Source organism: Enterobacter sp. BIDMC109 (assembly GCF_001037885.1).
Lineage (GTDB): Bacteria > Pseudomonadota > Gammaproteobacteria > Enterobacterales > Enterobacteriaceae > Enterobacter > Enterobacter hormaechei_C.
Genome location: NZ_KQ090002.1, coordinates 39,125 through 64,073, shown reverse-complemented (window position 1 = coordinate 64,073; position 24,949 = coordinate 39,125). Strand labels below are relative to the sequence as shown.

The window sequence follows — 24,949 nt, the reverse complement described above, 5'->3', positions numbered from 1 at the left end:
CTTATACGAGCAATTTAACGCATTGAGAGATGTAAAAACTGGCCGTCTGCATCAAAAGAGCAGACAAAGCCCTCTTTACGCGCCGTATAGCCTTTCAGTTCATAGCTGCCCTGAAAGCGCTCGAAGCCGTTTATATGAATTTTTTGTGCTTCGGAATTATAGCGGTGAGCCGCCTGATCCCTGCACAGCTGTTCCATATTCAGAGAACGCTCCGGGCTCATTTTCCCCTGCTGCGCTTTTTGGACAGGTATCTCCTCAGAAGCACTGCATCCTGTTAATAAGAGCAGCAGAAAGAGTGACACCCCACGCTTCATCATCATTTTTATTACCGCCCTGGTCAGTGGCTGTTATTTTTAGTAGCAACACGTTTATAGATTAAAGTCCGTCATTCTGCGAATCTCGCCAGCTCCCTACAAGTTAGCCTGGCTAAACTCAGAATTTTCCAAGGGAAAAGTTTTACACAATCGCAGTCACACTTTTTTTATCAGGAATACAGAGGAACTGATGCAGTCAAAAATTAACTGGATTGATAACCTGCGGGGAATAGCCTGTCTGATGGTGGTGATGATCCACACAACGACCTGGTATGTCACGAACGCGCACAGTATCAGCCCTGTTAACTGGGATGTCGCCAATATTCTGAACTCGGCCTCCCGCGTGAGCGTCCCGCTGTTCTTTATGATTTCCGGTTTTCTCTTTTTTGGCGAGCGTAGCGCGCAGCCGAGACATTTCATCCGTATTGTCTCCTGTCTGCTGTTTTACAGCGCCATTTCGCTGCTCTATATCATCCTGTTCACTTCAATTAACGCTGAACGTTCCCTGCTCAATTTGTTGCAAAAACCGGTGTTCTATCATCTGTGGTTTTTCTTCGCGATAATCGTTATCTATCTGGTGTCACCGTTAATTCAGGTAAAAAACGTCAGCGGTAAAATGCTGCTGGCCTTGATGGTAATAATCGGGATCGTGGCCAACCCGAATACCGTTTCACAGAAAATTGATGGCTTTGAATGGCTGCCCGTTAACCTTTATATCACCGGGGATACGTTTTATTACGTGCTGTACGGCATGCTGGGGCGCGCCATTGGCATGATGGAGACGCAAAAGCGAGGAATAAACTGGCTATGCGCAGCCGCGTTTCTCGTCGGTGTGTTTATTATCTCTCGCGGGACGCTGCATGAGCTGCAATGGCGCGGCAACTTTGCCGATACCTGGTATCTCTACTGCGGGCCGATGGTCTTTATCTGCGCGATCTCTCTGCTGACGCTGGTTAAAAACACCCTGAATGCCCGCCCGCTTCCGGTGCTGGGGTTTATCTCTCGCCACTCGCTGGGCATTTACGGTTTTCACGCGCTGGTGATCCACGCCCTGCGCACCCGCGGCGTTGAGCTTAAAAGCTGGCCGGTGCTGGATATTGTCTGGATATTTACCGTTACGCTGGTTGTCAGCCTGCTGCTGTCAATGTTGCTGCAAAGAATCGATACGCGCAGGTTTGTAAGCTAGCCCGGTTGAAGGCTGGTAGGCCGGGTAAGCGTTAGCGCCACCCGGCTCCTGTTTATGACATTAGCGGCAAAAGCTGCTGATAGATTTTGCGGAACACGTCTCGTCTTTCAGCATAGCGAGCATGATTTTTCGCATCAGGACGATGCTGCCGTTCAAGCGGCAGCTGGGGCAAAAGCTGGTGCAGTGGTTTATCCGGGTTCAGCGCAATTTGCGCCAGCCGTGCCGCACCGAGCGCCGGGCCGACATCGCCTCCCGTACGATAGTCCAGCTGCAACCCGCTGATATCGGAAAGCATTTGCCGCCAGTAGCTGCTTCGTGCACCGCCGCCAATTAACGTAATGCTGGATGGCGTCAGTCCACAGTCATGCACGACATCCATTCCGTCCGCCAGAGCATAGCCAACGCCTTCAAGCACCGCGCGCGCAAGCTCTGCCGGGCCGTGCTGATGGGTAAGACCGAAGAACACCCCTTTCGCTTCCGGGTTGTTATGCGGCGTCCGCTCGCCGGAAAGGTACGGTAAAAACCAGACCGCACCGGCATTATCATCTGCCTGCTGTGCCGCTGTTATAAGCGCCGGGACGTCCGCCATTCCGGTTAGCTTTGCCGCCCAGTCAAGGCAGGAAGCCGCGCTCAGCATCACCGACATCAAATGCCATTTACCCGGCAACGCGTGGCAGAAGCTGTGTACGGCGCTTCCCGGGTTGCTACGATACCCGTCACTGACGGCAAAATAGACGCCGGAAGTGCCGAGCGAGAGCATGGCCTGCCCTGCCTCGACCATCCCCACGCCGACCGCACCCGCCGCATTATCGCCGCCGCCGGCGACGACAGGTACGGCTGGCATGTTCCAGCGTTCAGCAACAGAAGGCTGCAAAGCGCCCGTGATTTCACTGCCTTCAAACAGCGCAGGCATATGGTCGCGCGTCAGTTGGCAGGCATCCAGCATCGCCTCGCTCCAGTCCCGTTTCGCCACGTCGAGCCACATCGTGCCCGCGGCGTCAGACATGTCGCTGGCAAAATCCCCTGTCATGCGAAAACGCAGGTAGTCTTTCGGCAACAGAACCTTCGCCACCTGACGAAAAATCTCAGGCTCATGGCGCTGCACCCACAGGAGTTTTGGCGCGGTAAAACCGGGCATCATCAGGTTGCCCGTAATTTCGCGGGACGCAGGCACACGCTCCTCAAGGATCGCGCACTCTTCCGCACAGCGGCCATCGTTCCAGAGAATAGCCGGGCGCAGAACGCGATGCTGACTATCCAGCAACGTTGCGCCATGCATTTGCCCGGCAATGCCCAGCGCCTTCACGTCGCGCAGGCTGTGCTGCTCGCCTAAGGCTTTCATCGCACGGTCCGTCGCCTGCCACCACTGCTCCGGATCTTGTTCCGACCAAAGCGGATACGGACGTGAAACCTGCAACTTTTCAGTGTGCGTGGCTAATACATCGCCCTGCTCGCTTAACAGGATGGCTTTCACCCCCGACGTGCCAAGATCGATCCCGATATACATGTGGTGGCTCCTTTGACGAAAATGCCCGGTGGCGCTGCGCTTACCGGGCCTGGATGCTGTTATTTATCGAACAGGTAGTGATTGACCAGGTTTTCCAGCAGCTCCTGATGGCCGCTCTGATGCTGCGGCGCAAGCTGATGCTGTTCAGCGTACTTCGCGATCTCCGCAAGCGATAACTGACCTTTCAAAATTTGCTGGCCCAGCTCACTGTTCCAGCCGCTGTAGCGCTTCGCCACGCGCTTATCCAGCTCACCGTCTTCAATCATACGGGCCGCCACTTTCAGCGCCAGCGCCATGGTGTCCATCGCGCCAATATGCCCGTAGAACAGATCGTATTTGTCGGTGCTCTGGCGACGCACTTTGGCGTCGAAGTTCAGGCCGCCGGTGGTGAAACCGCCCGCTTTGATGATCTCGTACATCACCAGCGCATTCTCTTCCACGCTGTTCGGGAACTGGTCGGTATCCCAGCCCAGCTGTGGATCACCACGGTTAGCATCGACAGAGCCGAAGATGCCCAGCGCAATCGCAGAGGCAATTTCGTGATGGAACGAGTGGCCCGCCAGGGTAGCGTGGTTAGCCTCAATATTCACTTTGATCTCTTTTTCCAGACCAAACTGCTTCAGGAAGCCATACACGGTGGCGACATCATAATCATACTGATGCTTGGTTGGCTCCTGTGGTTTTGGCTCAATCAGCAGCGTGCCGCGGAAACCGATTTTGTGTTTGTGGTCCACAACCATCTGCATAAAGCGACCAATCTGCTCACGCTCCTGACGCAGGTCGGTATTCAGCAGCGTTTCATAGCCTTCACGACCGCCCCAGAGTACATAGTTCTCACCGCCCAGCTGATGCGTGGCGTTCATCGCGGTCACGACCTGGGTTGCCGCCCAGCTGAAGACTTCCGGGTCCGGGTTGGTTGCCGCACCCGCGCCATAGCGAGGATTGGTAAAGCAGTTAGCCGTACCCCAGAGCAGCTTCACGCCGCTTTGCTGCTGTTTTTCAGCCAGTACGTCGACCATCTGCGCGAAATTGTTCAGATACTCTTTCAGCGATGCCCCTTCCGGCGACACGTCCACATCGTGGAAACAGTAGTACGGCACGTTCAGCTTATGGAAGAACTCGAACGCGACGTCGGCTTTACGCTTCGCCAGCTCAATGGCCTCGCCCGGCTGTTGCCATGGACGGTCAAAAGAGCCCACGCCGAACATATCGGCACCGTTCCAGCAGAAGGTGTGCCAGTAGCAGGCGGCAAAGCGCAAGTGATCTTCCATGCGCTTACCCAGCACCAGCTCATCCGGGTTGTAGTGACGAAATGCTAAAGGATTGGTCGTTTTCGTGCCTTCGAAACGAACGCGATCGAGTTGGTCGAAATAAGCTTGCATATTGAGCTCCATAATCAGGGTATGCGGCGTGGTCTTGCTTCTGGAGTAATAGTGAATAGACATTGGAGGTTGCTCAATTACGTTATTTCACACTGCTATTGAGATAATGCGCAATTGTGCGCTGGCTCGCAAAATAATGCGCAGACAAACTATTTTTCGGCGCGCATTCCAGAATCAAATGTAATTAATAGGTTACGCTTTTTAAAATCCGATCGCGGTCATAAATTCAGAAATAAACCAAATATCGTAATGAGAAGATAAAAATCTGTAATTGCCAGCAGGCCTTTCCACGTTAAAAATTTGCTGCGTCTCAGCAGTGAACGTTTCTTTTATCTCAGCTACACATACCCCTACAAAAAGGCCTAATAATTATGAAGATAAAGAACCTGACCCTAACGCTCTGCACTACTCTCCTGCTTGCAAGCTTTGCCGGACATGCCAAAGAGGTCAAAATCGGCATGGCGATTGATGACTTACGCCTGGAGCGCTGGCAAAAAGATCGCGATATATTTGTTAAAAAAGCGGAATCTCTCGGCGCGGAGGTGTTCGTTCAGTCCGCTAACGGCAACGAAGAGACGCAAATGTCGCAAATCGAGAATATGATCAACCGTGGCGTCGATGTGCTGGTCATTATCCCGTATAACGGCCAGGTATTAAGCAACGTGGTGAAAGAAGCGAAACAGGAAGGGATAAAAGTCCTGGCTTATGACCGCATGATTAATAATGCCGATATTGATTATTATATTTCGTTCGACAATGAAAAGGTGGGAGAATTACAGGCTAAAAGCCTGGTCGCAAAAGTGCCTCAGGGAAATTATTTCCTGATGGGCGGCTCGCCTGTGGATAACAACGCCAAACTGTTCCGCCAGGGACAAATGAAAGTGCTGAAGCCGTATATCGACGAGGGCAAAATTAAAGTCGTCGGCGACCAGTGGGCTGACGGCTGGTTACCGGAAAACGCGCTGAAAATTATGGAAAACGCGTTGACCGCAAATAACAACAAAATCGATGCGGTGGTGGCCTCTAACGATGCCACTGCGGGTGGCGCCATTCAGGCGCTGAGCGCGCAGGGACTGGCCGGGAAAGTCGCTATTTCCGGACAGGACGCCGACCTTGCGGGTGTAAAACGCATCATCGCGGGTACCCAGACCATGACGGTGTATAAGCCCATTACCGAGCTTGCCAATACGGCCGCCGAAATTGCCGTTGAGCTGGGCAATGGCCAGCAACCTAAAGCAGACGCGACGTTAAATAACGGCCTGAAAGACGTACCTGCTCGCCTGCTTACCCCTATCGAAGTCATCAAAGAGAATATTGACGCCACCGTGGTGAAAGACGGTTTCCATAAGAAGAGTGAACTGTAATCCAGCGCAGCCCCTGCCCGGCAGGGGCGCATTGACCTGCCCTGTTCATCTGTTGGGCTATGCGGAGCAGTTATGTCTTATTTACTTGAAATGAAAAGCATCACCAAAGCCTTCGGGGTGGTGAAAGCAGTCGATAACGTAAGCCTGCGGCTGAATCCCGGCGAAGTGATGTCGCTGTGCGGTGAAAATGGCTCGGGAAAATCCACGCTGATGAAAGTGTTGTGCGGGATCTACCCGCACGGCAGCTACGAGGGCGAAATCGTTTTTGCCGGTGAGGTGCTCCAGGCCACGCACATTCGCGATACCGAACGTAAAGGCATCGCTATCATTCACCAGGAGCTGGCGCTGGTGAAGCACCTTACCGTGCTGGAAAATATCTTTCTCGGTGCCGAACTCTCACGCCACGGCGTACTGGATTACGACACCATGACGCTGCGCTGCGAAAAACTGCTGGCTCAGGTGAGCCTGGCTATCTCACCGGATACGCGCGTGGGCGACTTAGGTTTAGGCCAGCAGCAGCTGGTGGAGATCGCCAAGGCGCTGAACAAACAGGTGCGCCTGCTGATCCTCGACGAACCAACCGCCTCACTCACCGAACAGGAAACCGCCGTACTGCTCAATATCATCCGCGATCTGCAAAACCACGGTATCGCCTGCATCTATATTTCGCACAAGCTCAATGAGGTGAAAGCCATTTCCGACACCATCTGCGTCATCCGCGACGGGCAGCACATCGGCACGCGTGAAGCAGAAGGCATGAGCGAGGATGACATCATCACCATGATGGTGGGTCGCGAACTCACCGCGCTGTATCCCAACGAACCGCACACCATCGGCGAAGAGCTCCTGCGCGTGGAAAACCTGACGGCGTGGCATCCCGTTAACCGCCATATCAAGCGCGTGGATAACCTCTCCTTCTCGCTGCACCGCGGCGAAATTCTCGGCATTGCGGGTTTAGTGGGTGCGGGAAGAACCGAGGCCGTGCAGTGTCTCTTTGGCGTCTGGCCGGGGCGCTGGGAAGGCAAAATTTATATCGACGGTCAGCCGGTAAAAATCGACAACTGCCAGCAGGCTATTGCTAAGGGCATTGCCATGGTGCCAGAAGACCGCAAAAAAGACGGCATCGTGCCGGTAATGGCGGTGGGAAAAAATATCACGCTGGCGGCGCTCAGCCAGTTTTCCGGCGCGCTGGGCAGCCTGGATGATGCCGCAGAACAGCAGTGTATTCTCCAGTCGCTTGCCCGGCTTAAGGTGAAAACCTCCTCGCCGGAGCTGGCGATAGGACGCCTGAGCGGCGGCAACCAGCAGAAAGCGATTCTGGCGCGCTGCCTGCTGCTTAATCCGCGCATTTTAATTCTGGACGAACCCACCCGCGGGATCGATATCGGCGCGAAGTATGAAATCTACAAGCTGATCAACCAGCTTGTGCAGCAAGGGATTGCCGTCATTGTTATCTCGTCCGAATTGCCTGAAGTGCTGGGGCTGAGCGACCGCGTGCTGGTCATGCATGAAGGGAAACTCAAAGCCAACCTGAACAACCAGAACCTGACGCAAGAGCAGGTGATGGAAGCTGCCTTAAGGAGCGAACGCCATGTCGAAAAGCAACCCGTCTGATATCAAAGTCGCTGTTCCGACGCCCGGTGCGTTCGCAGGACTTAAATCGCTGAATCTGCAAGTTTTTGTAATGATTGCCGCCATTATCGTGATCATGTTGTTCTTTACCTGGATGACCGATGGCTCCTATTTGAGCGCACGTAACGTCTCTAACCTGCTGCGTCAGACCGCCATCACCGGGATCCTGGCGGTGGGGATGGTCTTTGTGATTATCTCAGCGGAAATTGACCTGTCGGTAGGGTCGATGATGGGTCTGCTCGGCGGCGTGGCGGCAATTTTTGACGTCTGGCTAGGCTGGCCGCTGCCGCTGACGATTGCGGTCACGCTGGTGCTGGGTCTGCTGCTGGGGGCGTGGAATGGCTGGTGGGTGGCCTACCGTAAAGTCCCGTCGTTTATCGTCACCTTAGCGGGGATGCTGGCCTTCCGCGGCATTCTGATTGGGATCACCAACGGCACCACCGTCTCCCCGACCAGCGCCTCGATGTCCCAGATTGGCCAAAGCTACCTCTCTGATGGCGTCGGTTTTACGATCGGCGTGGTTGGGCTGATGGCGTTTGTCGCGTGGCAATGGCGAGGACGCATGCGTCGCCAGGCGCTGGGGCTGGCCTCGCCTGCCTCAACCTCGGTTGTCGGCCGTCAGGCGCTTACTGCGGTGATTGTGCTGGGCGCCATCTGGCTGTTAAACGATTATCGCGGCGTCCCAACGCCCGTTCTGCTGCTGGCGCTGTTGCTGTTAGGTGGAATGTTTATGGCCACACGTACCGCATTCGGTCGCCGTATTTATGCCATCGGCGGCAATCTGGAAGCCGCGCGTTTATCTGGTATCAACGTAGAACGCACCAAACTCGCCGTCTTTGCCATCAACGGCCTGATGGTGGCCATCGCGGGGCTGATCCTCAGTTCGCGACTGGGGGCGGGCTCCCCGTCTGCGGGTAATATTGCCGAGCTGGACGCCATCGCCGCCTGCGTGATTGGCGGGACCAGCCTCGCCGGGGGCATTGGCAGCGTGGCGGGGGCGGTGATGGGCGCATTTATTATGGCTTCGCTGGATAACGGGATGAGTATGATGGACGTGCCGACGTTTTGGCAGTATATCGTCAAGGGTGCCATTCTTTTGCTGGCAGTCTGGATGGACTCTGCCACCAAGCGGCGCGCCTGATAACACTATCGTGACTAATTTGGGAAATGAGCCATGTTTGAAAAGCGTCACCGCATTACGTTGTTATTCAATGCCAATAAAGCCTATGACCGGCAGGTGGTTGAAGGGGTTGGCGAATATTTGCAGGCGTCGCAATCCGAATGGGATATTTTCATCGAAGAAGATTTTCGTACCCGTCTGGAGAACATCAAAGACTGGCTGGGAGACGGGGTCATCGCTGACTTTGACGACCCCGTGATTGAACAGTTGCTGAGTGGCGTCGACGTGCCTATCGTGGGCGTTGGCGGCTCTTACCATACACCGGAACATTACCCCCCCGTTCACTACATCGCCACGGATAACCATGCTCTGGTCGAGACCGCCTTCCTCCATTTAAAGGAGAAAGGCGTACATCGTTTTGCGTTTTACGGATTGCCCGCCACCAGCGGAAAGCGCTGGGCGATGGAGCGTGAATATGCCTTCTGCCAGCTGGTTGCCCAGGAGAAGTATCGCGGCGTCGTTTATCAGGGGCTGGAAACCGCGCCAGAAAACTGGCAGCACGCACAAAATCGCCTGGCTGACTGGCTGCAAACTCTGCCACCCCAGACAGGGATTATCGCCGTGACGGACGCCCGCGCCCGCCACGTATTACAGGTGTGCGAACATTTGCATATTCCGGTGCCTGAAAAGCTGTGCGTGATTGGTATTGATAACGAAGAGCTTACGCGCTATCTGTCGCGCGTGGCGCTCTCATCCGTGGCTCAGGGTACCCGTCAGATGGGCTATCAGGCCGCAAAGCTGCTGCACAGACTGTTAGACAACGAATCCCTGCCGCTCCAGCGTCTGCTGGTTCCGCCCGTTCGCGTGGTCGAGCGTCGCTCAACTGACTACCGCTCCTTAAACGATCCGGCCGTGATTCAGGCGATGCACTACATTCGCAATCATGCCTGCAAAGGGATTAAGGTCGATCAGGTGCTCGATTCGGTCGGCATTTCACGTTCGAATCTGGAGAAGCGGTTCAAAGAGGAAGTCGGTGAGACGATTCACGCCGTGATCCATGCGGAAAAGCTGGAGAAAGCGCGCAGTCTGCTGATCTCCACCTCGCTGTCGATCAACGAGATTTCACAGATGTGCGGCTATCCGTCGCTTCAGTATTTCTATTCGGTGTTCAGAAAAGAGTATGACACCACGCCGAAGGAGTACCGGGAACGGTACAGTGAAGTCCTGCTCTAGAAAAAAGAACGCCTTCCAGTGGAAGGCGTTTTTCATTACATATGTGCGGCAATCAGACGCTGGTTATCCTGGTACATGGAGAACAGGTAATTGTTATAACGCTGTCCCTGAGTGGAATAACCTTTCAGCTTGTGGATCATCGCCGTAGCCGTTACTTCCTGATCCGCCTTACGCAGCTGAGCGCGTGACTTACGGAACGAGGAGTAGGCCGGATGGGTGTTCAGGTTCACCACATAGGCATTCACGGAATCTTTCACCGATTCAAACTGTGAATAGCCCTTCACCTTGCCGGGTGCATTAGTACAACGACCTTTTGCGCATTTCATGCCAAACAGATTGTTGTTGTTGCGCGCCAGCTTCGAGGTGCCCCAACCGCTTTCGGCGGCGGCCATTGTCGCGACCATACTGCCTGGAATAATGTCCACACGCTCTAACAGTGAGTTCCACGGCACGCGACGCGTGTTCCCGCTCCACTTCACTTTATAGCGTTTGGCGATGTCTTTCAGGCGAGTGCGCTCAGACGGCGACCAGCGGCTATCGTACTGTTTGGAGATCAGCCAGTTACGATCCGCAGTAATCGCGGCATTTTGACTTTTAATGTAAGGCATTACCGTCCGGAGAAACGCTTTTTTCCTTGGTGTCCCGGAAGGGTATTTTCGCAAATCAGGAAGTGAACTACTCTTTGCACTATTGCGAGAATACTCTTGTTTACTGCTAACCTTACTGCTTGTCGTCTTTATTACGTGGGCTTTCTTACTCGTTGTATCCGCGTGCGTCTTTGCAAGCACCTCACCTGAAAATGCCATGGTGAGTAACATGAGTATCGCGGCCCCATATCGTCGAATGGGAGTCGATATCATTAGGTCTCCTGGTCGGATATAAACATTCCAACACCTTATTTTCTTCAAAAATTTGAGAGCGGAATCTCAAATCATACCAAAAATAGTCCTCAAGAGCACGTATACAAATAGTCCAATTCCGAAACTATGTCATCCGGAACATGCTCATTAAATCACCAGCACTGGAAAAATGTGCGCGATATCGCAGATAACTGCCTAATTTTGCGCGGGATCACTCATCCCTTCGCGTCCTCCTGGCAGAAAGCCTCAGAGGAGGAGTTTTTCCCCTGAGCCGAGTGGCACACTGGTCAAAAATGCCGCGACAGGAAAATGGAATGAAACGCACTGCATTAGCTGTTCTGATGTTACCCGCATTCGCGCATGCCGACTGGTCATCGCCGGAATTTAACGCGTTTAGCGCTGAAGGTACCGGCGTCTTTACCAGCCAGGCAACGCTTGCGAAGGGTACCCGCCCGCTGACGTTGAGTCTTGATAACGCGTGCTGGCAGCCGACAGGTGCCATTAAACTCAACGAGATGCTGTCGCTCAAACCCTGCGAAGGGACCCCACCGCAGTGGCGGTTATTCCGTGACGGCGTTTATCAGATGCGTATTGATACGCGCTCGGGAACGCCGACGCTGATGTTGACGGTACAAAGTGCGGCGCCACAGCCTGTCGCAAACGTTACCCGCCAGTGCCCGAAGTGGGACGGCAAACCGCTCACGATCGATGTCGTTAACACCTTTCCGGAAGGCACGGTGGTGCGTGATTTTTACAGCAAACAGACCGCGACCGTTCAAAACGGCAAAGTAATTCTTCAGCCAGCCGCCAACAGCAATGGCCTGCTGCTGCTTGAGCGCGCCGAGACGGACAAACCCGCGCCATTCAGCTGGCAAAACGCCACCGTCTATTTCGTGCTGACCGATCGCTTCGTAAATGGCGACCCCACCAACGACAACAGCTATGGCCGCCATAAAGACGGTATGCAGGAGATTGGTACTTTCCACGGCGGCGATCTGAAAGGGCTTACCAGCAAACTGGATTACCTTCAGCAACTGGGCGTGAATGCGCTCTGGATAAGCTCACCGCTGGAGCAAATCCACGGCTGGGTTGGCGGCGGCACCAAAGGGGATTTCCCCCACTACGCCTATCACGGCTATTACACTCAGGACTGGACGAAACTCGACGCCAACATGGGCAGCGAAGATGATTTACGCCAGCTTGTCGACGACGCGCACAGGCGCGGTATCCGCGTCCTGTTTGACATTGTCATGAACCACGCGGGTTATGCGACGCTTGCAGATATGCAGGAGTATCAGTTTGGCGCGCTCTATTTGCAGGGCGATGAGCTGAAAAAAACCCTCGGCGAGCGCTGGACTGACTGGAAGCCAGGCGCCGGTCAAAGCTGGCACAGCTTCAACGATTACATCAACTTCAGTGACAAAGCCGCATGGGAAAAATGGTGGGGTAAAAAATGGATCCGTACCGATATCGGTGATTATGACAACCCGGGCTTTGACGATCTGACCATGTCGCTGGCCTTCCTGCCGGATCTGAAAACGGAATCTAAGATCCCGTCAGGTTTGCCGAACTTTTATCAACACAAGCCCGACACCAACGCGAAAGTGATGACGAATTTCACGCCGCGAGATTACCTGACCCACTGGCTCAGCCAGTGGGTACGTGACTACGGCATCGACGGCTTCCGGGTCGATACCGCTAAGCACGTTGAGCCTGAAGCCTGGCAGCAACTGAAAAACCAGGCCAGCCAGGCGCTGGCCGCGTGGAAAGCCGCCAACCCGGACAAAAAACTCGACAATGCGCCATTCTGGATGACCGGTGAATCCTGGGGCCACGGCGTGATGCAGAGCGATTATTACCGCCACGGTTTCGATGCGATGATCAACTTTGACTATCAGGAGCAGGCGGCGAAAGCGGTGGACTGTCTGGCCGATATGAATTTGACCTGGCAGCAAATGGCAGAAAAGCTGCAAAGTTTTAATGTGCTGAGCTATCTCTCCTCCCATGATACGCGTCTGTTCCGTGAAGGGGGCCAGCGCGCCGCTGAGTTACTGCTGCTGGCACCGGGAAGCGTGCAGATCTATTACGGCGATGAATCAGAGCGTCCATTCGGCCCGACGGGCTCCGATCCGCTACAGGGAACCCGTTCGGATATGAACTGGCAGGACGTCACGGGTAAACAGGCGTTAACTGTCGCTCACTGGCAGCTTCTGGGGCAGTTCCGCGCCCGTCATCCGGCGGTGGGTGAAGGCAAGCAAACCACGCTGTCACTGAAAGAAGGCTACGGCTTTGTGCGCGAGCACAAGGGCGATAAGGTGATGGTGGTGTGGGCGGGTAATCAATAGACCCCCTCACCCTAACCCTCTCCCCAGGGGCTGAGGGATCCCCAGTAATTTGAAAGCAAAAGCTATAACGTTGCCTCAGAATAACTGAGGGCTTTCAGCGATGCCTCGGTCCGGCTGTAAATCGCTGAGGCGTTTCCTGTAGGCCGGGGCGAGGCGCAGGGATGCGCCGAGAGGGCGGGCTTTACAGGGATGTTACCTCCGCCCGTCCCCGATAAGCCGGAAGGAATAAGCCGAAGGCACCGCGAAGCGGCGATTTACCGCCGGAAGCCCGGGTCGCCAGGGTGGTGGCGACTGAGCCACCATGGCACGTTCACCGGTTATGTCGTGACAGAGTAGCAAGGAACATAACGTGAACGGAATGACCACCAGAGCCGTATGTTCCCCCTCACCCCAGCCCTCTCTCTCAAGGGAGAGGGGGCCGTCTGTGCAGGCATTATTTTGTGGGGAACTCTCAGCCTCAGGGGGAGAGGGCCGGGGAGAGGGGCATTCACCAGAACAATTCACCACACAAATACAAACCTACCACATAAAACAACAAATCCGACCACTTTCGCCGATTTGCACCAACACGGTGCTGGCGTTATGGTTACTGCCTTTCATATTAAGCCCGACAGATCACCTGCTATGACGTTTTCACTATTCGGCGACAAATTTACCCGCCATTCAGGCATTACCCGCCTGATGGAGGACCTCAACGACGGGCTGCGCACCCCAGGCGCTATCATGCTTGGCGGCGGAAACCCGGCTCAAATTCCGGAGATGAACACCTACTTCCAGACGCTGCTGGCAGAGATGCTGGAAAACGGTAAAGCAACCGATGCGCTATGTAATTACGACGGCCCTCAGGGTAAAACAGAACTACTGACGCTTCTGGCGGCAATGCTGCGGGAAGCGCTGGGTTGGGATATCGAACCACAGAATATTGCACTGACAAACGGCAGTCAGAGCGCGTTTTTCTACTTATTCAATCTGTTCGCCGGACGCCGCGCCGACGGCACCACGAAAAAAGTGCTGTTCCCGCTGGCACCGGAGTATATCGGCTATGCCGATGCCGGCCTCGAAGAAGACCTGTTTGTTTCCGCACGTCCGAATATCGAGTTGCTGCCAGAGGGCCAGTTCAAATATCACGTCGATTTTGAACATCTGCATATCGGTGAAGAGACGGGCATGATCTGCGTATCACGTCCCACCAACCCGACGGGCAACGTGATCACCGACGACGAGCTGATGAAGCTGGATGCGCTGGCGAATCAGCACGGTATCCCGCTGGTGATCGATAACGCCTATGGCGTACCGTTCCCGGGGATCATCTTCAGCGAAGCGCGTCCGCTGTGGAACCCGAACATCATCCTCTGCATGAGCCTCTCCAAGCTGGGCCTGCCGGGCAGCCGCTGCGGCATTATCATTGCTAACGAGAAAATCATCACCGCCATTACCAACATGAACGGCATTATCAGCCTTTCCCCTGGCGGCATCGGCCCGGCGATGATGTGCGAGATGATCAGGCGTAACGACCTGCTGCGCCTGTCGAATGAGGTGATCAAGCCGTTTTACTCTCAGCGCGTTCAGGAAACCATCGCCATCCTTCGCCGCTACTTACCGGAAGAACGCTGCCTGATCCATAAACCGGAAGGGGCAATTTTCCTGTGGCTGTGGTTTAAGGATCTGCCCATTACGACAGAGCTGCTTTATCAGCGTCTGAAAAAACGTGGCGTACTGATGGTGCCAGGGGATTACTTCTTCCCGGGGCTGGATAAGCCGTGGCCGCACACGCACCAGTGCATGCGCATGAACTACGTCCCGGACCCGGAAAAAATCGAAGCGGGTGTGAAAATTCTCGCCGAGGAGATTGAGAACGCCTGGCGCGAGGCCGGTTAATAAAACCTCAGGCCAGATTACGCAGCCGTTCCGCGCGTAATCTGGCGGGGTCTATGCAGCGCAGCGCGTGGGTGGGACAGGCTTCGACGCAGGCGGGACCGCCCTCGCGATGCGCGCACAAATCACATTTCAGCGCCTGAACGCGATCTTCCACAACCCGAACCTGCATTGCCCCGAACGGGCACGCCACCATACAGCTTTTGCAGCCGATACAGCGGGCCTGCTCAACGAGCCAGGCTCCCGCAGCGCGGTGAATGGCCCCCGTCGGGCAGACATTCGCGCAGGGCGCATCTTCACACTGGTGGCAACCCACGGCCGTGGTGAAGGTTGCCCCCTTAACCACGCGGATCCGTGACGTAAACGCTGCTGGCGTGGCGCTACTTTGATGCGACATCATGCACGCCACCTCACAGGTGCGGCACCCGATACATTTTTCAGGAACCGCCAGGATAAATTGGTTCATCAGTTACGCCTCGCGCACGTTAAACCCCAGTTCTTTCGAGATAGCTTCCGCCGTGTCACGCAGCGGTTTTAGCAAGTTTTTCTCGCCCACCTGCTTCATGCGCGACGTCGACAGTGAAATGGAGATGGCATAGGGCACGCGCCCGTGAATATCAAAGACCGGCACGGCGATACATGACACACCCAGCTCGTTCTCTTCTTTGTCCATCGCCATGCTGTGATCGCGAATTTCCGCCAGCTCATCATACATCGCGCTCAGTTCGGTGATGGTGTTGCGGGTCAAAGGTTGGATCTGTTCCTGGTGGCTCTCCCAGTAGCTCGCTACGTAATCCTGATGACCAAACGCCATGTAGATTTTGCCCATCGCAGAGCAATAGAGCGGCATATGCTGGCCGATATATGCGCGCGTGCGCAGCATACCGGTTGTTGGCTCCAGCTTATAAATCAGGATCGCGTGATCATCTTCACGGCTGGAGAAGTTGACCGTTTCACCGGTGGCAATGTTCAGCGCCTCGAGGTGCGGCGCCGCCACGTGAATAATATTGAGCGATGAAAGCGCCTTTTGCCCGACGGCGATAAATTTGGTGGTCAGACGATAGCTCCCTGCCGCCGGCGCCGGCGTCACGTACCCGCACGACTGCAACCCCTGCAATAACCGGTGCACGGTGCTTTTATTCAGCCCCGCCAGTTCTGATAAATGCGCAAGCGGACACCCGTTCGGATAGTTACTGAGGATTTCAATCAGCATCAGGCCGCGAAACAAGCTCTGGCTACCTGCTGGCCTCTCTTTTTCTTGCGTCATTTCGCTCTCTTTTATGCTCATCAAATGGCTCCTGTTTATCGCGCCCTGATGGTAGCGCAAAGTGTGGTTTAGTTCACGATCTCAACAGAAAAAACACAACCATTTGATTTTAATCGATTTTGAAAAACGTGAATGTCGTTGATCTGACAAAATTTGATCGTTATATTTGAAATCAGATTTCGTATAGTGAAATTTAGCGATAAAAAAGCACTCGCACTTGCCCCTAAAAAAACAGGAGAACAGGGATGAAAGTGACCTTCGAAGAGTTGAAAGCGGCGTTCAATCGGGTTCTGCTCGATCGCGGTGTAAAAGCGGATACCGCTGACGCCTGCGCCGAGATGTTCGCCCGCACCACGGAGTCCGGCGTTTATTCACACGGCGTCAACCGCTTCCCGCGATTTATTCAGCAGCTTGACGCAGGCGACATCATCCCTGACGCCCAGCCGAAACGCGTAACGACATTAGGCGTCATCGAACAGTGGGATGCCCAGCGTTCCATCGGCAACCTGACGGCGAAGAAGATGATGGACCGTGCTACCGAGCTGGCGTCCGATCACGGGATCGGCCTGGTGGCGCTGCGTAACGCTAACCACTGGATGCGCGGCGGCAGCTACGGCTGGCAGGCGGCGGAGAAAGGCTATATCGGCATCTGCTGGACTAACTCTATTGCCGTGATGCCCGCGTGGGGATCAAAAGAATGCTGCATCGGCACAAACCCGCTGATCGTCGCTATCCCGTCGAATCCAATCACCATGGTCGATATGTCGATGTCGATGTTCTCCTACGGCATGCTGGAGGTGAATCGCCTGGCCGGACGCGAATTACCGGTCGACGGCGGCTTTGACGATGAAGGCAATCTGACCAGAGAGCCGGGCGTGATTGAGAAAAACCGTCGCATTCTGCCCATGGGCTACTGGAAAGGTTCCGGCTTGTCGATTGTGCTCGACATGATCGCCACCCTGCTCTCTGACGGCGCGTCCGTCGCGGAAGTGACCCAGGACAACAGCGACGAATACGGCGTATCGCAGATCTTTATCGCCATCGAAGTGGATCGCCTGATCGACGGTCCAACCCGCGATGCCAAACTACAGCGCATCATGGACTTCATCACCACCGCAGAACGCGCTGATGAAAATGTCGCCGTCCGTCTGCCAGGCCATGAGTTCACACGCCTGCTGGAGGAGAATCGCCGCAACGGCATCACGGTTGACGACAGCGTGTGGGCGAAAATCCAGTCTCTGTAAGGAGTGGGTCATGATATTCGGACATATTGCACAGCCAAATCCATGTCGCCTGCCGCTGGCGATAGAAAAGGCGCTTAATTTTCTGCGTACCACGGATTTCACCACCCTGGCGCCGGGCGTGATCGAAATTGAAGGCCGCAACATTTTTGCCCAGGTTCTCGACCTCACCACAAGGGAACAACACGAGAACCGCCCTGAAGTCCATCGCCGCTATCTGGATATCCAGTTTCTGGCCTGGGGCGAAGAAAAAATCGGTATTGCTATTGATACCGGGAATAACAAAATCAGCGAATCATTGCTGGAGCAACGGGATATTATTTTTTATCACGACAGCGAACATGAGTCATTTATCGAAATGATACCTGGCAGTTACGCCATATTTTTCCCGCAGGATGTTCACCGTCCTGCCTGTATTAAAAACAAGGGATCCGCAATTCGTAAAATTGTGGTGAAAGTGGCCATCAGCGAATTAGATTAATTTTCTGATAAATACAGGAATGCGAAATGACCAACACCGGTTTTATTATTGGTGCGTACCCCTGTGCACCCTCATTTCACCAGAAAGGGGAGCAGGAAGAATACGCCTTCTGGCGGGAACTTTCCGACACGCCAAATATTCGCGGGCTGGAACAACCTTGCCTTGAAAATCTCCATCCGTTTGGTGATGAATGGCTGTTTCGTCATACGCCGGGCGACTGGCAGATCGTTGTCACAGCCGTTATGGAAACCATGCGCCGCCGCGGCAGCAACGGCGCGTTTGGCCTGGCGTCCGCGGACGAAGAACAGCGTAAAGCGTGCATTGAATATTACCGCCATCTGCATCAAAAGATTGATGCCGTTAACACCCGCTTTCCCGGGAAAGTGATCGCTCTGGAAATGCAGGCCGCACCGCACGCGGGTAATGATTCTGTCGAGCAAGCGACAGAAGCATTCTCCCGCTCGGTACCGGAAATCGCGAGCTGGGACTGGGGCTGCGATCTGGTGCTGGAACACTGTGATGCGATGAATGGCCCGGCGCCGCGTAAAGGGTTCTTGCCCTTAGAGCAGGTGCTGGAGGTAGTGAAAGAGACCGATATCAGCGTCTGTATCAACTGGGCACGTTCGGCCATCGAAGGTCGCAACACCGCCCTTCCGCTGGAACATGTTCAGGCGGCACTCGCTGCCGGGAAGCTGGGGGCGCTGATGTTTTCGGGCACGACCCCTCACGGTGAGTATGGAGAATGGCAGGATCTGCACGCGCCGTTTTCTTCGTTCTGCGCCGACAGTCTCATGTCCACTGAACATGTAAAAACGCTGTTTACTGCGGCGAGCGCCGCAACATTGAAATTCTCCGGTATTAAATTACTGGAAATAAATGCTAATGCTGACGTCAGCCATCGCATCGCTATTTTGCGCGACGGCATTAGCGCTATGAATAAAGCGTCACAATAAAAATAAAGAATACATTTTCCGGTTACCTTCAATGAGATATTAACTATGAATATTTCTTCTAATGCTCTACACGCGGACATTCCGCGCCAGCGCTGGCTAAGGATCATTCCCCCTATTCTTATCGCCTGCATTATTTCCTATATGGACCGCGTAAATATAGCTTTTGCGATGCCCGGCGGTATGGATGAAGAGCTGGGCATTTCCGCCACGATGGCGGGCCTGGCGGGGGGGGATCTTTTTTATCGGCTATTTGTTCCTGCAAGTTCCCGGCGGCAAAATTGCCGTGCACGGCAGCGGTAAGAAGTTTATCGGCTGGTCGCTGGTTGCCTGGGCGGTGATCTCGGTTCTGACCGGGCTTGTGACCAACCAGTATCAGCTGCTGGTACTGCGCTTCTTACTCGGCGTGGCGGAAGGTGGGATGCTGCCCGTTGTGCTCACGATGATCAGTAACTGGTTCCCGGATGCCGAGCGCGGCCGCGCCAACGCGATTGTGATCATGTTCGTGCCCATCGCCGGGATCATCACCGCCCCGCTGTCGGGCTGGATTATTACCGCTCTCGACTGGCGCTGGCTGTTCATTATTGAAGGTCTGATGTCCGTTGTTGTGCTGGTGCTGTGGGCGTTCACCGTCTACGACCGACCGCAGGAAGCACGCTGGATCTCTGAGGCCGAGAAAAACTACCTGGTACAAACCCTGGCGGCAGAGCAGCAGGCCATTGCGGGTAAAGAGGTGAAAAACGCCTCGCTCAGCGCGGTGCTGTCTGACAAAACCATGTGGCAGCTGATCGCCCTCAACTTCTTCTACCAGACCGGCATTTACGGTTACACCCTCTGGCTGCCCACCATTCTGAAGGAGCTGACACACACCAGCATCGGCCAGGTGGGAATGCTCGCCATTCTGCCTTACATCGGCGCCATTGCTGGCATGTTCCTGTTCTCTACGCTCTCTGACCGCACCGGCAAGCGCAAGCTGTTTGTCTCCCTGCCATTGATTGGCTTTGCGCTCTGCATGTTCCTCTCCGTGGCGCTGAAAGAGCACACCTGGCTGGCCTATGCCGCACTGGTGGGCTGTGGCTTCTTCCTGCAATCCGCAGCGGGCGTGTTCTGGACCATCCCGGCGCGTCTGTTCAGCGCTGAGATGGCGGGTGGCGCTCGCGGCGTGATCAATGCCCTGGGCAACCTCGGCGGGTTCTGCGGTCCTTATGCGGTAGGCGTACTGATCACCCTGTACAGCAAAGACGCAGGCGTTTACTGCCTGGCAGTTTCGCTGGCGCTGGCATCGCTGCTGGCCCTGCTGTTACCGGCGAAATGCGATGCCGGAGCAGAGCCCAACCCCACGGTGACTCCACATAAACGTGCGGCCTGAGGCCCTCACCTGACCCACTAAACCAAACCGTAGGCCGGGTAAGCGAAGCGCCACCCGGCAATTAAGCGAGAAGAAGATGAGTGAAAAAGAGCCCTTCTGGCTGGGTATCGATTGTGGCGGTACTTATCTGAAAGCCGGTTTATACAACAGCCAGGGCAAAGAAGTCTGTATTGAACGCCGCTCAGTGGCCACGCTCAGCCCCCGCGCCGGCTACGCCGAGCGGGATATGCACCAGCTCTGGCAGCACTGCCACAAAACTGTCGCCCTGCTGCTCAAAAATTCAGGCGCTGACGGCGGTCAGATCAAAGGCGTTGGCATTTCAGCCCAGGGCAAGGGGCTGTTTCTGCTCGATAAACAGGATCGCCCCCTGGGTAACGCCATTCTCTCCTCCGATCGCCGTGCGCTGGAGATCGTACAACGCTGGCAGCAGGACGGTATACCCGAAAAGCTCTATCCGCATACTCGCCAGACGCTGTGGACGGGGCATCCGGCCTCACTCCTGCGCTGGGTTAAAGAGAACGAGCCGCAGCGGTATCAGCAAATTGGCAGCGTGATGATGGCGCACGATTACCTGCGCTGGTGTCTGACCGGGGTCAAAGGCTGCGAAGAGAGCAACATCTCGGAATCCAATCTCTACAACATGAATACCGGGCAGTACGATCCGCAGCTCACGCGCTGGCTCGGCATCAGCGACATTGACGGTGCCCTGCCGCCTATTATCGGTTCAGCAGAAATTTGCGGGGAAATCACCGCTCAGGCAGCCGCACTGACCGGTCTCACGGCGGGTACTCCCGTCGTTGGTGGACTGTTTGATGTGGTTTCCACCGCGATCTGCGCCGGGCTGCATGACGAACATACGCTGAATGCCGTAATGGGGACCTGGGCCGTAACCAGTGGGATTGCCCACGGCATCCGCGACAACGAGCCTTTCCCCTACGTCTATGGCCGCTACGTCCATCCGCAGCAGTTCATCGTTCATGAAGCCAGCCCCACGTCGTCCGGCAACCTGGAATGGCTGACGGCCCAATGGGGCGATATGTCATTCGATGAGATTAACCACGCCGTGGCCAGCCTGCCAAAAGCTGAAAGCGATGTGTTCTTCCTGCCTTTCCTCTACGGCAGCAACGCCGGGCTGGAGATGACCAGCGGCTTCTATGGCTTGCAGGCGCTGCATACCCGCGCGCACCTCCTCCAGGCGGTTTATGAAGGGGTGGTATTCAGCCACATGACCCACCTCAACCGTATGCTCGAACGCTTTCCCCACGTGCAGGCCTTGCGTGTGACGGGCGGCCCAACCCATTCGGACGTGTGGATGCAGATGCTCGCGGACGTCAGCGGCCTGGCGATTGAACTCCCGCAGGTGGAAGAGACCGGCTGTTCCGGTGCGGCGCTGGCCGCGCTCGTCGGTACAGGCCTCTATCCCGATTTTTACGCCGCTCAGCGCGCCCTCAGGCATGACATCCGGATGATTGAACCTGACATGCGTGCCCATGCCGCCTACCAGCGCAAATATCACCGTTACCAGCTACTGATTTCAGCATTACAGGGCTATCACGCCCGTGTTAAGGAGTACGACCTATGAGCCGACCATTATTGCAGCTGGCGCTCGACCACACCTCGCTTCAGGCCGCGCAGCGCGATGTCGCGACGCTTTCCGATCACGTCGACATCGTCGAAGCCGGCACCATTCTATGCCTGACCGAAGGGCTAAACGCCGTTCGCGCCCTGCGTGCGCAGTGTCCGGATAAAATTATCGTGGCGGACTGGAAAGTCGCCGATGCCGGAGAAACGCTGGCTGAGCAGGCGTTTGGCGCAGGCGCAAACTGGATGACCATCATCTGTGCCGCCCCGCTGGCCACCGTTGAACGTGGCCACGAGGTCGCACTGCGCGGCGGCGGCGAGATCCAGATGGAGCTGTTTGGCAACTGGACGCTGGACGACGCACGCGCGTGGCATCGCATCGGGGTGAAGCAGGCGATTTACCACCGCGGGCGCGACGCACAGGCCAGCGGCCAGCAGTGGGGCGAGGCGGATCTTAGCAAAATGAAGGCGCTGTCCGATATCGGTTTGCAGCTTTCTATAACTGGCGGTATCACCCCCGCTGACCTGTCGCTGTTTAAGCAGATCAACGTCAAAGCCTTCATTGCCGGGCGCGCGCTGGCAGGCGCCGATAATCCGCCGCAGGTGGCACAAGCATTCCATTCGCAAATCCGCGACATCTGGGGAGAGTAACCATGCGTCAGCATCCGTTAGGCATTTACGAAAAAGCGCTGCCAAAAGATCTCTCCTGGCCGGAGCGCCTGGTTCTGGCAAAAAGCTGCGGCTTCGATTTTGTGGAGATGTCGGTGGATGAGACCGACGAGCGTTTATCGCGCCTTGAATGGAGTACCACGCAGCGCGCCTCTCTTGTGGAAGCGATGCTGGAGACCGGCGTGGCCATCCCGTCGATGTGCTTGTCTGCCCATCGTCGCTTCCCGTTTGGCAGCCGCGATGAAATCGTGCGCGAACGCGCCCGCGAGATCATGACCAAAGCCATCCGGCTGGCCCGTGATTTGGGTATTCGCACCATCCAGCTTGCGGGTTATGACGTGTATTACGAGGAGCACGATGAGGGCACGCAACAGCGCTTTGCCGAAGGGCTGGCGTGGGCCGTAGAGCAGGCTGCCGCCGCGCAGGTAATGCTGGCGGTAGAGATCATGGACACTGCGTTTATGAACTCCATCAGCAAGTGGAAAAAGTGGGACGACATGCTCGCCTCGCCATGGTTCAGCGTTTACCCGGACGTCGGCAACCTGAGCGCGTGGGGCAACGACGTCACCGCCGAGCTGACTCTGGGCATTGACCGCATCGCCGCTATCCACCTGAAAGATACCCGGCCCGTAACCGAGCAAAGCCCCGGACAGTTCCGCGATGTGCCGTTTGGCGAGGGCTGCGTCGATTTCGTGGGCGTGTTTAACACGCTGAATCAACTTAACTATCGCGGCGCATTTCTGATTGAAATGTGGACCGAGAAAGCCAAAGAGCCGGTGCTGGAGATCATCCAGGCGCGCCGCTGGATTGAAGCCCGAATGCAGGAAGGAGGCATGACATGTTAGAACAACTCAAAGCCGAGGTGCTGGCGGCAAACCTTGCCCTGCCCGCCCACCAGCTGGTGACGTTCACCTGGGGCAACGTCAGCGCGGTTGACCGTGCCAGCGGCATGATGGTGATCAAACCATCCGGCGTGGAGTACGACGTGATGACCGCAGAAGATATGGTGGTGGTAAATATCGCCACGGGTAAAGTGGTCGAGGGGAGTAAAAAGCCCTCCTCCGACACCCCGACCCATCTCGCGCTGTATCGTCGTTACCCGGAAATTGGCGGCATTGTGCATACCCATTCCCGCCACGCCACCATCTGGTCGCAGGCGGGGCAGGATTTACCCGCGTGGGGAACGACGCACGCGGACTATTTTTACGGTGCGATCCCCTGCACGCGGCTGATGACCCCGGCTGAAATCGCGGGTGAATATGAATACCAGACGGGGGAAGTCATTATCAAAACCTTCGAGGAGCGCGACATAAGCCCGATGCAGGTCCCGGCGGTGCTGGTTCATTCTCACGGCCCGTTTGCCTGGGGCAAAGACGCTGCCGATGCGGTACACAATGCCGTGGTGCTGGAAGAGTGCGCCTATATGGGGCTTTTCTCGCGCCAGCTTGCACCTCAGCTTCCGGTTATGCAGCAGGAATTGCTGGATAAGCATTATCTGCGCAAGCATGGCGCAAATGCCTATTACGGCCAGTGATCATCCGGAATTAATATGCTCTTTACAGTACCGCCGTTTCCAGACGGCGGGCGTTAACCCGGTATGTTTTGAGAATATTTGCCGGAAATAACCCACGTCATTAAAACCGCACCGGGCGGCCACTTCAGTTAATGAGGCCGCATCGTTCAGCAGCAGTTTTTCAGCGGCCCTGACGCGCTGGCGGTGAATTGCCTCCGTCAGGGTTAAATGAAACGTCCGACGAAATACCCGCCCCAGGTAATCTGCGTTGCAGTGCAGTTCTTTCGCCAGCTGCGAAGTGGACAGGGGCAAATGAAAGTGCGTGCGGATAAGCTGCTTGGCCTTCCACGCCATTGCCGCGCCCGCATCATCCGCTTTATCTTCATATCCCGGCGAGAGCGATATCTGCTGCAAAATTAACAGCAAAATTATCTCCAGCGCCTGGCTACGCTGTAATTTTTCCTGCTCGCTTAAAAACTGACGGAATAACGCAATAACATATTGCGGATCCCGCACGCTACAGTGTTGCTCAATCGACAGCGGCGTCGCGCCTGGTAACACCGGCAAGCGTTCATCCACCTCAAAATGCAGCCAGTAAAATTTGAGATCGCCCGGAAAATCTTCCACGCCGACATGCCGCCGCTTCGGCCAAAGTAATAAACTCTCGCCAGCGTTTACCTCAAACAGCGTATTTTCCTCCTGGATCGTTAATGTCCCTTTTTCGACAAAAATTATCTCCCACGAAGATAATTTTCGTGCGGGATGACGGCTCACGCCCCGGGAGATAAATAACCCGCCATTTTGAACTCTAATCGGAAGTGCTATGGATAATTCAAGCATGGATATTCATTTTTCCGCTTTTTTGGTGGCTAATATTGTCTTTATCCCTTGATTATTAATAAATATCAGCAGAACGGTTCGATCAAACTCACAGTTTTACCATCAGGTCGGAATCGTCACCTTTTTATACTTTTCCCTTCCCTTGTTGGTCTGCCCGTTGAATGCAGAATAAATGGGGTACCTTGCACAAATACGATAAAAAATCGTTTATCGAGGAGTT

Annotated in this window: 21 protein-coding genes and 1 pseudogene; 15 read left to right on the top strand and 7 right to left on the bottom strand. The window is 55.3% G+C overall.

Features of this window, described 5'->3' with window-relative positions; translation table 11 throughout:
- Positions 1-14: 14 nt before the first annotated feature.
- Entirely contained in the window at positions 15-320 is a 306-nt protein-coding gene (locus SK62_RS00275) for a YsaB family lipoprotein (RefSeq protein ID WP_017693801.1), read from the bottom strand.
- 184 nt (positions 321-504) lie between these two features.
- Between SK62_RS00275 and SK62_RS00270 the strand changes: the two genes are divergently transcribed.
- On the top strand, positions 505-1,500 hold the full coding sequence (locus SK62_RS00270) for an acyltransferase (RefSeq protein WP_023304607.1): 996 nt from the start codon (positions 505-507) through the stop codon (positions 1,498-1,500).
- A gap of 52 nt (positions 1,501-1,552) precedes the next feature.
- Here the strand turns inward: SK62_RS00270 and xylB are convergent, their stop codons facing one another.
- Both xylB and xylA read right to left on the bottom strand, forming a co-directional pair.
- Positions 1,553-3,007, bottom strand: a complete 1,455-nt coding sequence (gene xylB / locus SK62_RS00265; protein ID WP_015572743.1) for a xylulokinase — start codon at positions 3,005-3,007, stop codon at positions 1,553-1,555.
- A gap of 59 nt (positions 3,008-3,066) precedes the next feature.
- Entirely contained in the window at positions 3,067-4,389 is a 1,323-nt protein-coding gene (gene xylA / locus SK62_RS00260) for a xylose isomerase (protein ID WP_026080557.1), read from the bottom strand.
- A gap of 371 nt (positions 4,390-4,760) precedes the next feature.
- On the opposite strand from xylA, the gene xylF reads away from it, so the two are divergent.
- The 4 genes from xylF to xylR all read left to right on the top strand — a co-directional run bounded on the left by xylF (position 4,761) and on the right by xylR (position 9,738).
- Positions 4,761-5,753 (top strand): D-xylose ABC transporter substrate-binding protein, encoded by a 993-nt coding sequence (gene xylF / locus SK62_RS00255; RefSeq protein WP_047718923.1) that lies wholly within the window; start codon positions 4,761-4,763, stop codon positions 5,751-5,753.
- Between the two features lie 72 nt (positions 5,754-5,825).
- On the top strand, positions 5,826-7,367 hold the full coding sequence (locus SK62_RS00250) for a xylose ABC transporter ATP-binding protein (RefSeq protein WP_047718922.1): 1,542 nt from the start codon (positions 5,826-5,828) through the stop codon (positions 7,365-7,367).
- On the top strand, positions 7,345-8,526 hold the full coding sequence (gene xylH / locus SK62_RS00245; protein WP_003860151.1) for a xylose ABC transporter permease XylH: 1,182 nt from the start codon (positions 7,345-7,347) through the stop codon (positions 8,524-8,526). The genes SK62_RS00250 and xylH overlap by 23 nt, the downstream gene beginning before the upstream one ends.
- Positions 8,527-8,559: 33 nt before the next feature.
- On the top strand, positions 8,560-9,738 hold the full coding sequence (gene xylR / locus SK62_RS00240; RefSeq protein ID WP_003860152.1) for a D-xylose utilization transcriptional activator XylR: 1,179 nt from the start codon (positions 8,560-8,562) through the stop codon (positions 9,736-9,738).
- Between the two features lie 35 nt (positions 9,739-9,773).
- Here the strand turns inward: xylR and SK62_RS00235 are convergent, their stop codons facing one another.
- Positions 9,774-10,598 carry a protein bax gene (locus SK62_RS00235; RefSeq protein ID WP_071888809.1) on the bottom strand — a complete coding sequence of 275 codons (825 nt, stop codon included), beginning with the start codon at positions 10,596-10,598 and terminating at the stop codon, positions 9,774-9,776.
- A gap of 314 nt (positions 10,599-10,912) precedes the next feature.
- Here SK62_RS00235 and SK62_RS00230 point away from each other — a divergent pair, with 314 nt between their 5' ends.
- Both SK62_RS00230 and avtA read left to right on the top strand, forming a co-directional pair.
- The gene (locus SK62_RS00230; RefSeq protein WP_047718921.1) at positions 10,913-12,943 is read left to right on the top strand and encodes an alpha-amylase; all 2,031 of its coding nucleotides are present in this window, start codon (positions 10,913-10,915) and stop codon (positions 12,941-12,943) included.
- Between the two features lie 624 nt (positions 12,944-13,567).
- Entirely contained in the window at positions 13,568-14,821 is a 1,254-nt protein-coding gene (gene avtA / locus SK62_RS00225) for a valine--pyruvate transaminase (protein ID WP_015572749.1), read from the top strand.
- Between the two features lie 7 nt (positions 14,822-14,828).
- On the opposite strand, the gene SK62_RS00220 is transcribed toward avtA, so the two are convergent.
- Positions 14,829-15,284 carry a 4Fe-4S dicluster domain-containing protein gene (locus tag SK62_RS00220; RefSeq protein ID WP_017693797.1) on the bottom strand — a complete coding sequence of 152 codons (456 nt, stop codon included), beginning with the start codon at positions 15,282-15,284 and terminating at the stop codon, positions 14,829-14,831.
- A 3-nt stretch (positions 15,285-15,287) separates the two neighbouring features.
- Positions 15,288-16,106, bottom strand: coding sequence for an IclR family transcriptional regulator YiaJ (gene yiaJ, locus SK62_RS00215; RefSeq protein ID WP_015572751.1), 819 nt, complete (start codon positions 16,104-16,106; stop codon positions 15,288-15,290).
- A 224-nt stretch (positions 16,107-16,330) separates the two neighbouring features.
- Here yiaJ and yiaK point away from each other — a divergent pair, with 224 nt between their 5' ends.
- The 8 genes and pseudogenes from yiaK (at position 16,331) to araD (ending at position 23,910) form a co-directional block, all read left to right on the top strand.
- Positions 16,331-17,329 (top strand): 3-dehydro-L-gulonate 2-dehydrogenase, encoded by a 999-nt coding sequence (gene yiaK / locus SK62_RS00210; protein WP_048249249.1) that lies wholly within the window; start codon positions 16,331-16,333, stop codon positions 17,327-17,329.
- 10 nt (positions 17,330-17,339) lie between these two features.
- A complete protein-coding gene (locus tag SK62_RS00205) occupies positions 17,340-17,807 on the top strand; it encodes a YhcH/YjgK/YiaL family protein (RefSeq protein WP_023304610.1) in 468 nt (155 codons plus the stop codon).
- 26 nt (positions 17,808-17,833) lie between these two features.
- The gene (locus SK62_RS00200; protein WP_048249247.1) at positions 17,834-18,760 is read left to right on the top strand and encodes a DUF4862 family protein; all 927 of its coding nucleotides are present in this window, start codon (positions 17,834-17,836) and stop codon (positions 18,758-18,760) included.
- Positions 18,761-18,805: 45 nt separating this feature from the next.
- A pseudogene (locus SK62_RS00195) lies at positions 18,806-20,126 on the top strand (MFS transporter).
- A gap of 76 nt (positions 20,127-20,202) precedes the next feature.
- Positions 20,203-21,708 carry an FGGY-family carbohydrate kinase gene (locus SK62_RS00190; RefSeq protein WP_015572756.1) on the top strand — a complete coding sequence of 502 codons (1,506 nt, stop codon included), beginning with the start codon at positions 20,203-20,205 and terminating at the stop codon, positions 21,706-21,708.
- The gene (ulaD, locus tag SK62_RS00185) at positions 21,705-22,358 is read left to right on the top strand and encodes a 3-keto-L-gulonate-6-phosphate decarboxylase UlaD (protein WP_017693795.1); all 654 of its coding nucleotides are present in this window, start codon (positions 21,705-21,707) and stop codon (positions 22,356-22,358) included. Before SK62_RS00190 ends, ulaD begins: the two co-directional genes overlap by 4 nt.
- A 2-nt stretch (positions 22,359-22,360) precedes the next feature.
- Positions 22,361-23,221, top strand: coding sequence for an L-ribulose-5-phosphate 3-epimerase (locus SK62_RS00180; RefSeq protein ID WP_017693794.1), 861 nt, complete (start codon positions 22,361-22,363; stop codon positions 23,219-23,221).
- Entirely contained in the window at positions 23,215-23,910 is a 696-nt protein-coding gene (gene araD, locus SK62_RS00175; RefSeq protein ID WP_023304611.1) for an L-ribulose-5-phosphate 4-epimerase, read from the top strand. The genes SK62_RS00180 and araD overlap by 7 nt, the downstream gene beginning before the upstream one ends.
- On the opposite strand, the gene SK62_RS00170 is transcribed toward araD, so the two are convergent.
- Positions 23,911-24,729 (bottom strand): AraC family transcriptional regulator, encoded by an 819-nt coding sequence (locus SK62_RS00170; protein ID WP_047718918.1) that lies wholly within the window; start codon positions 24,727-24,729, stop codon positions 23,911-23,913.
- Positions 24,730-24,949: the final 220 nt, after the last annotated feature.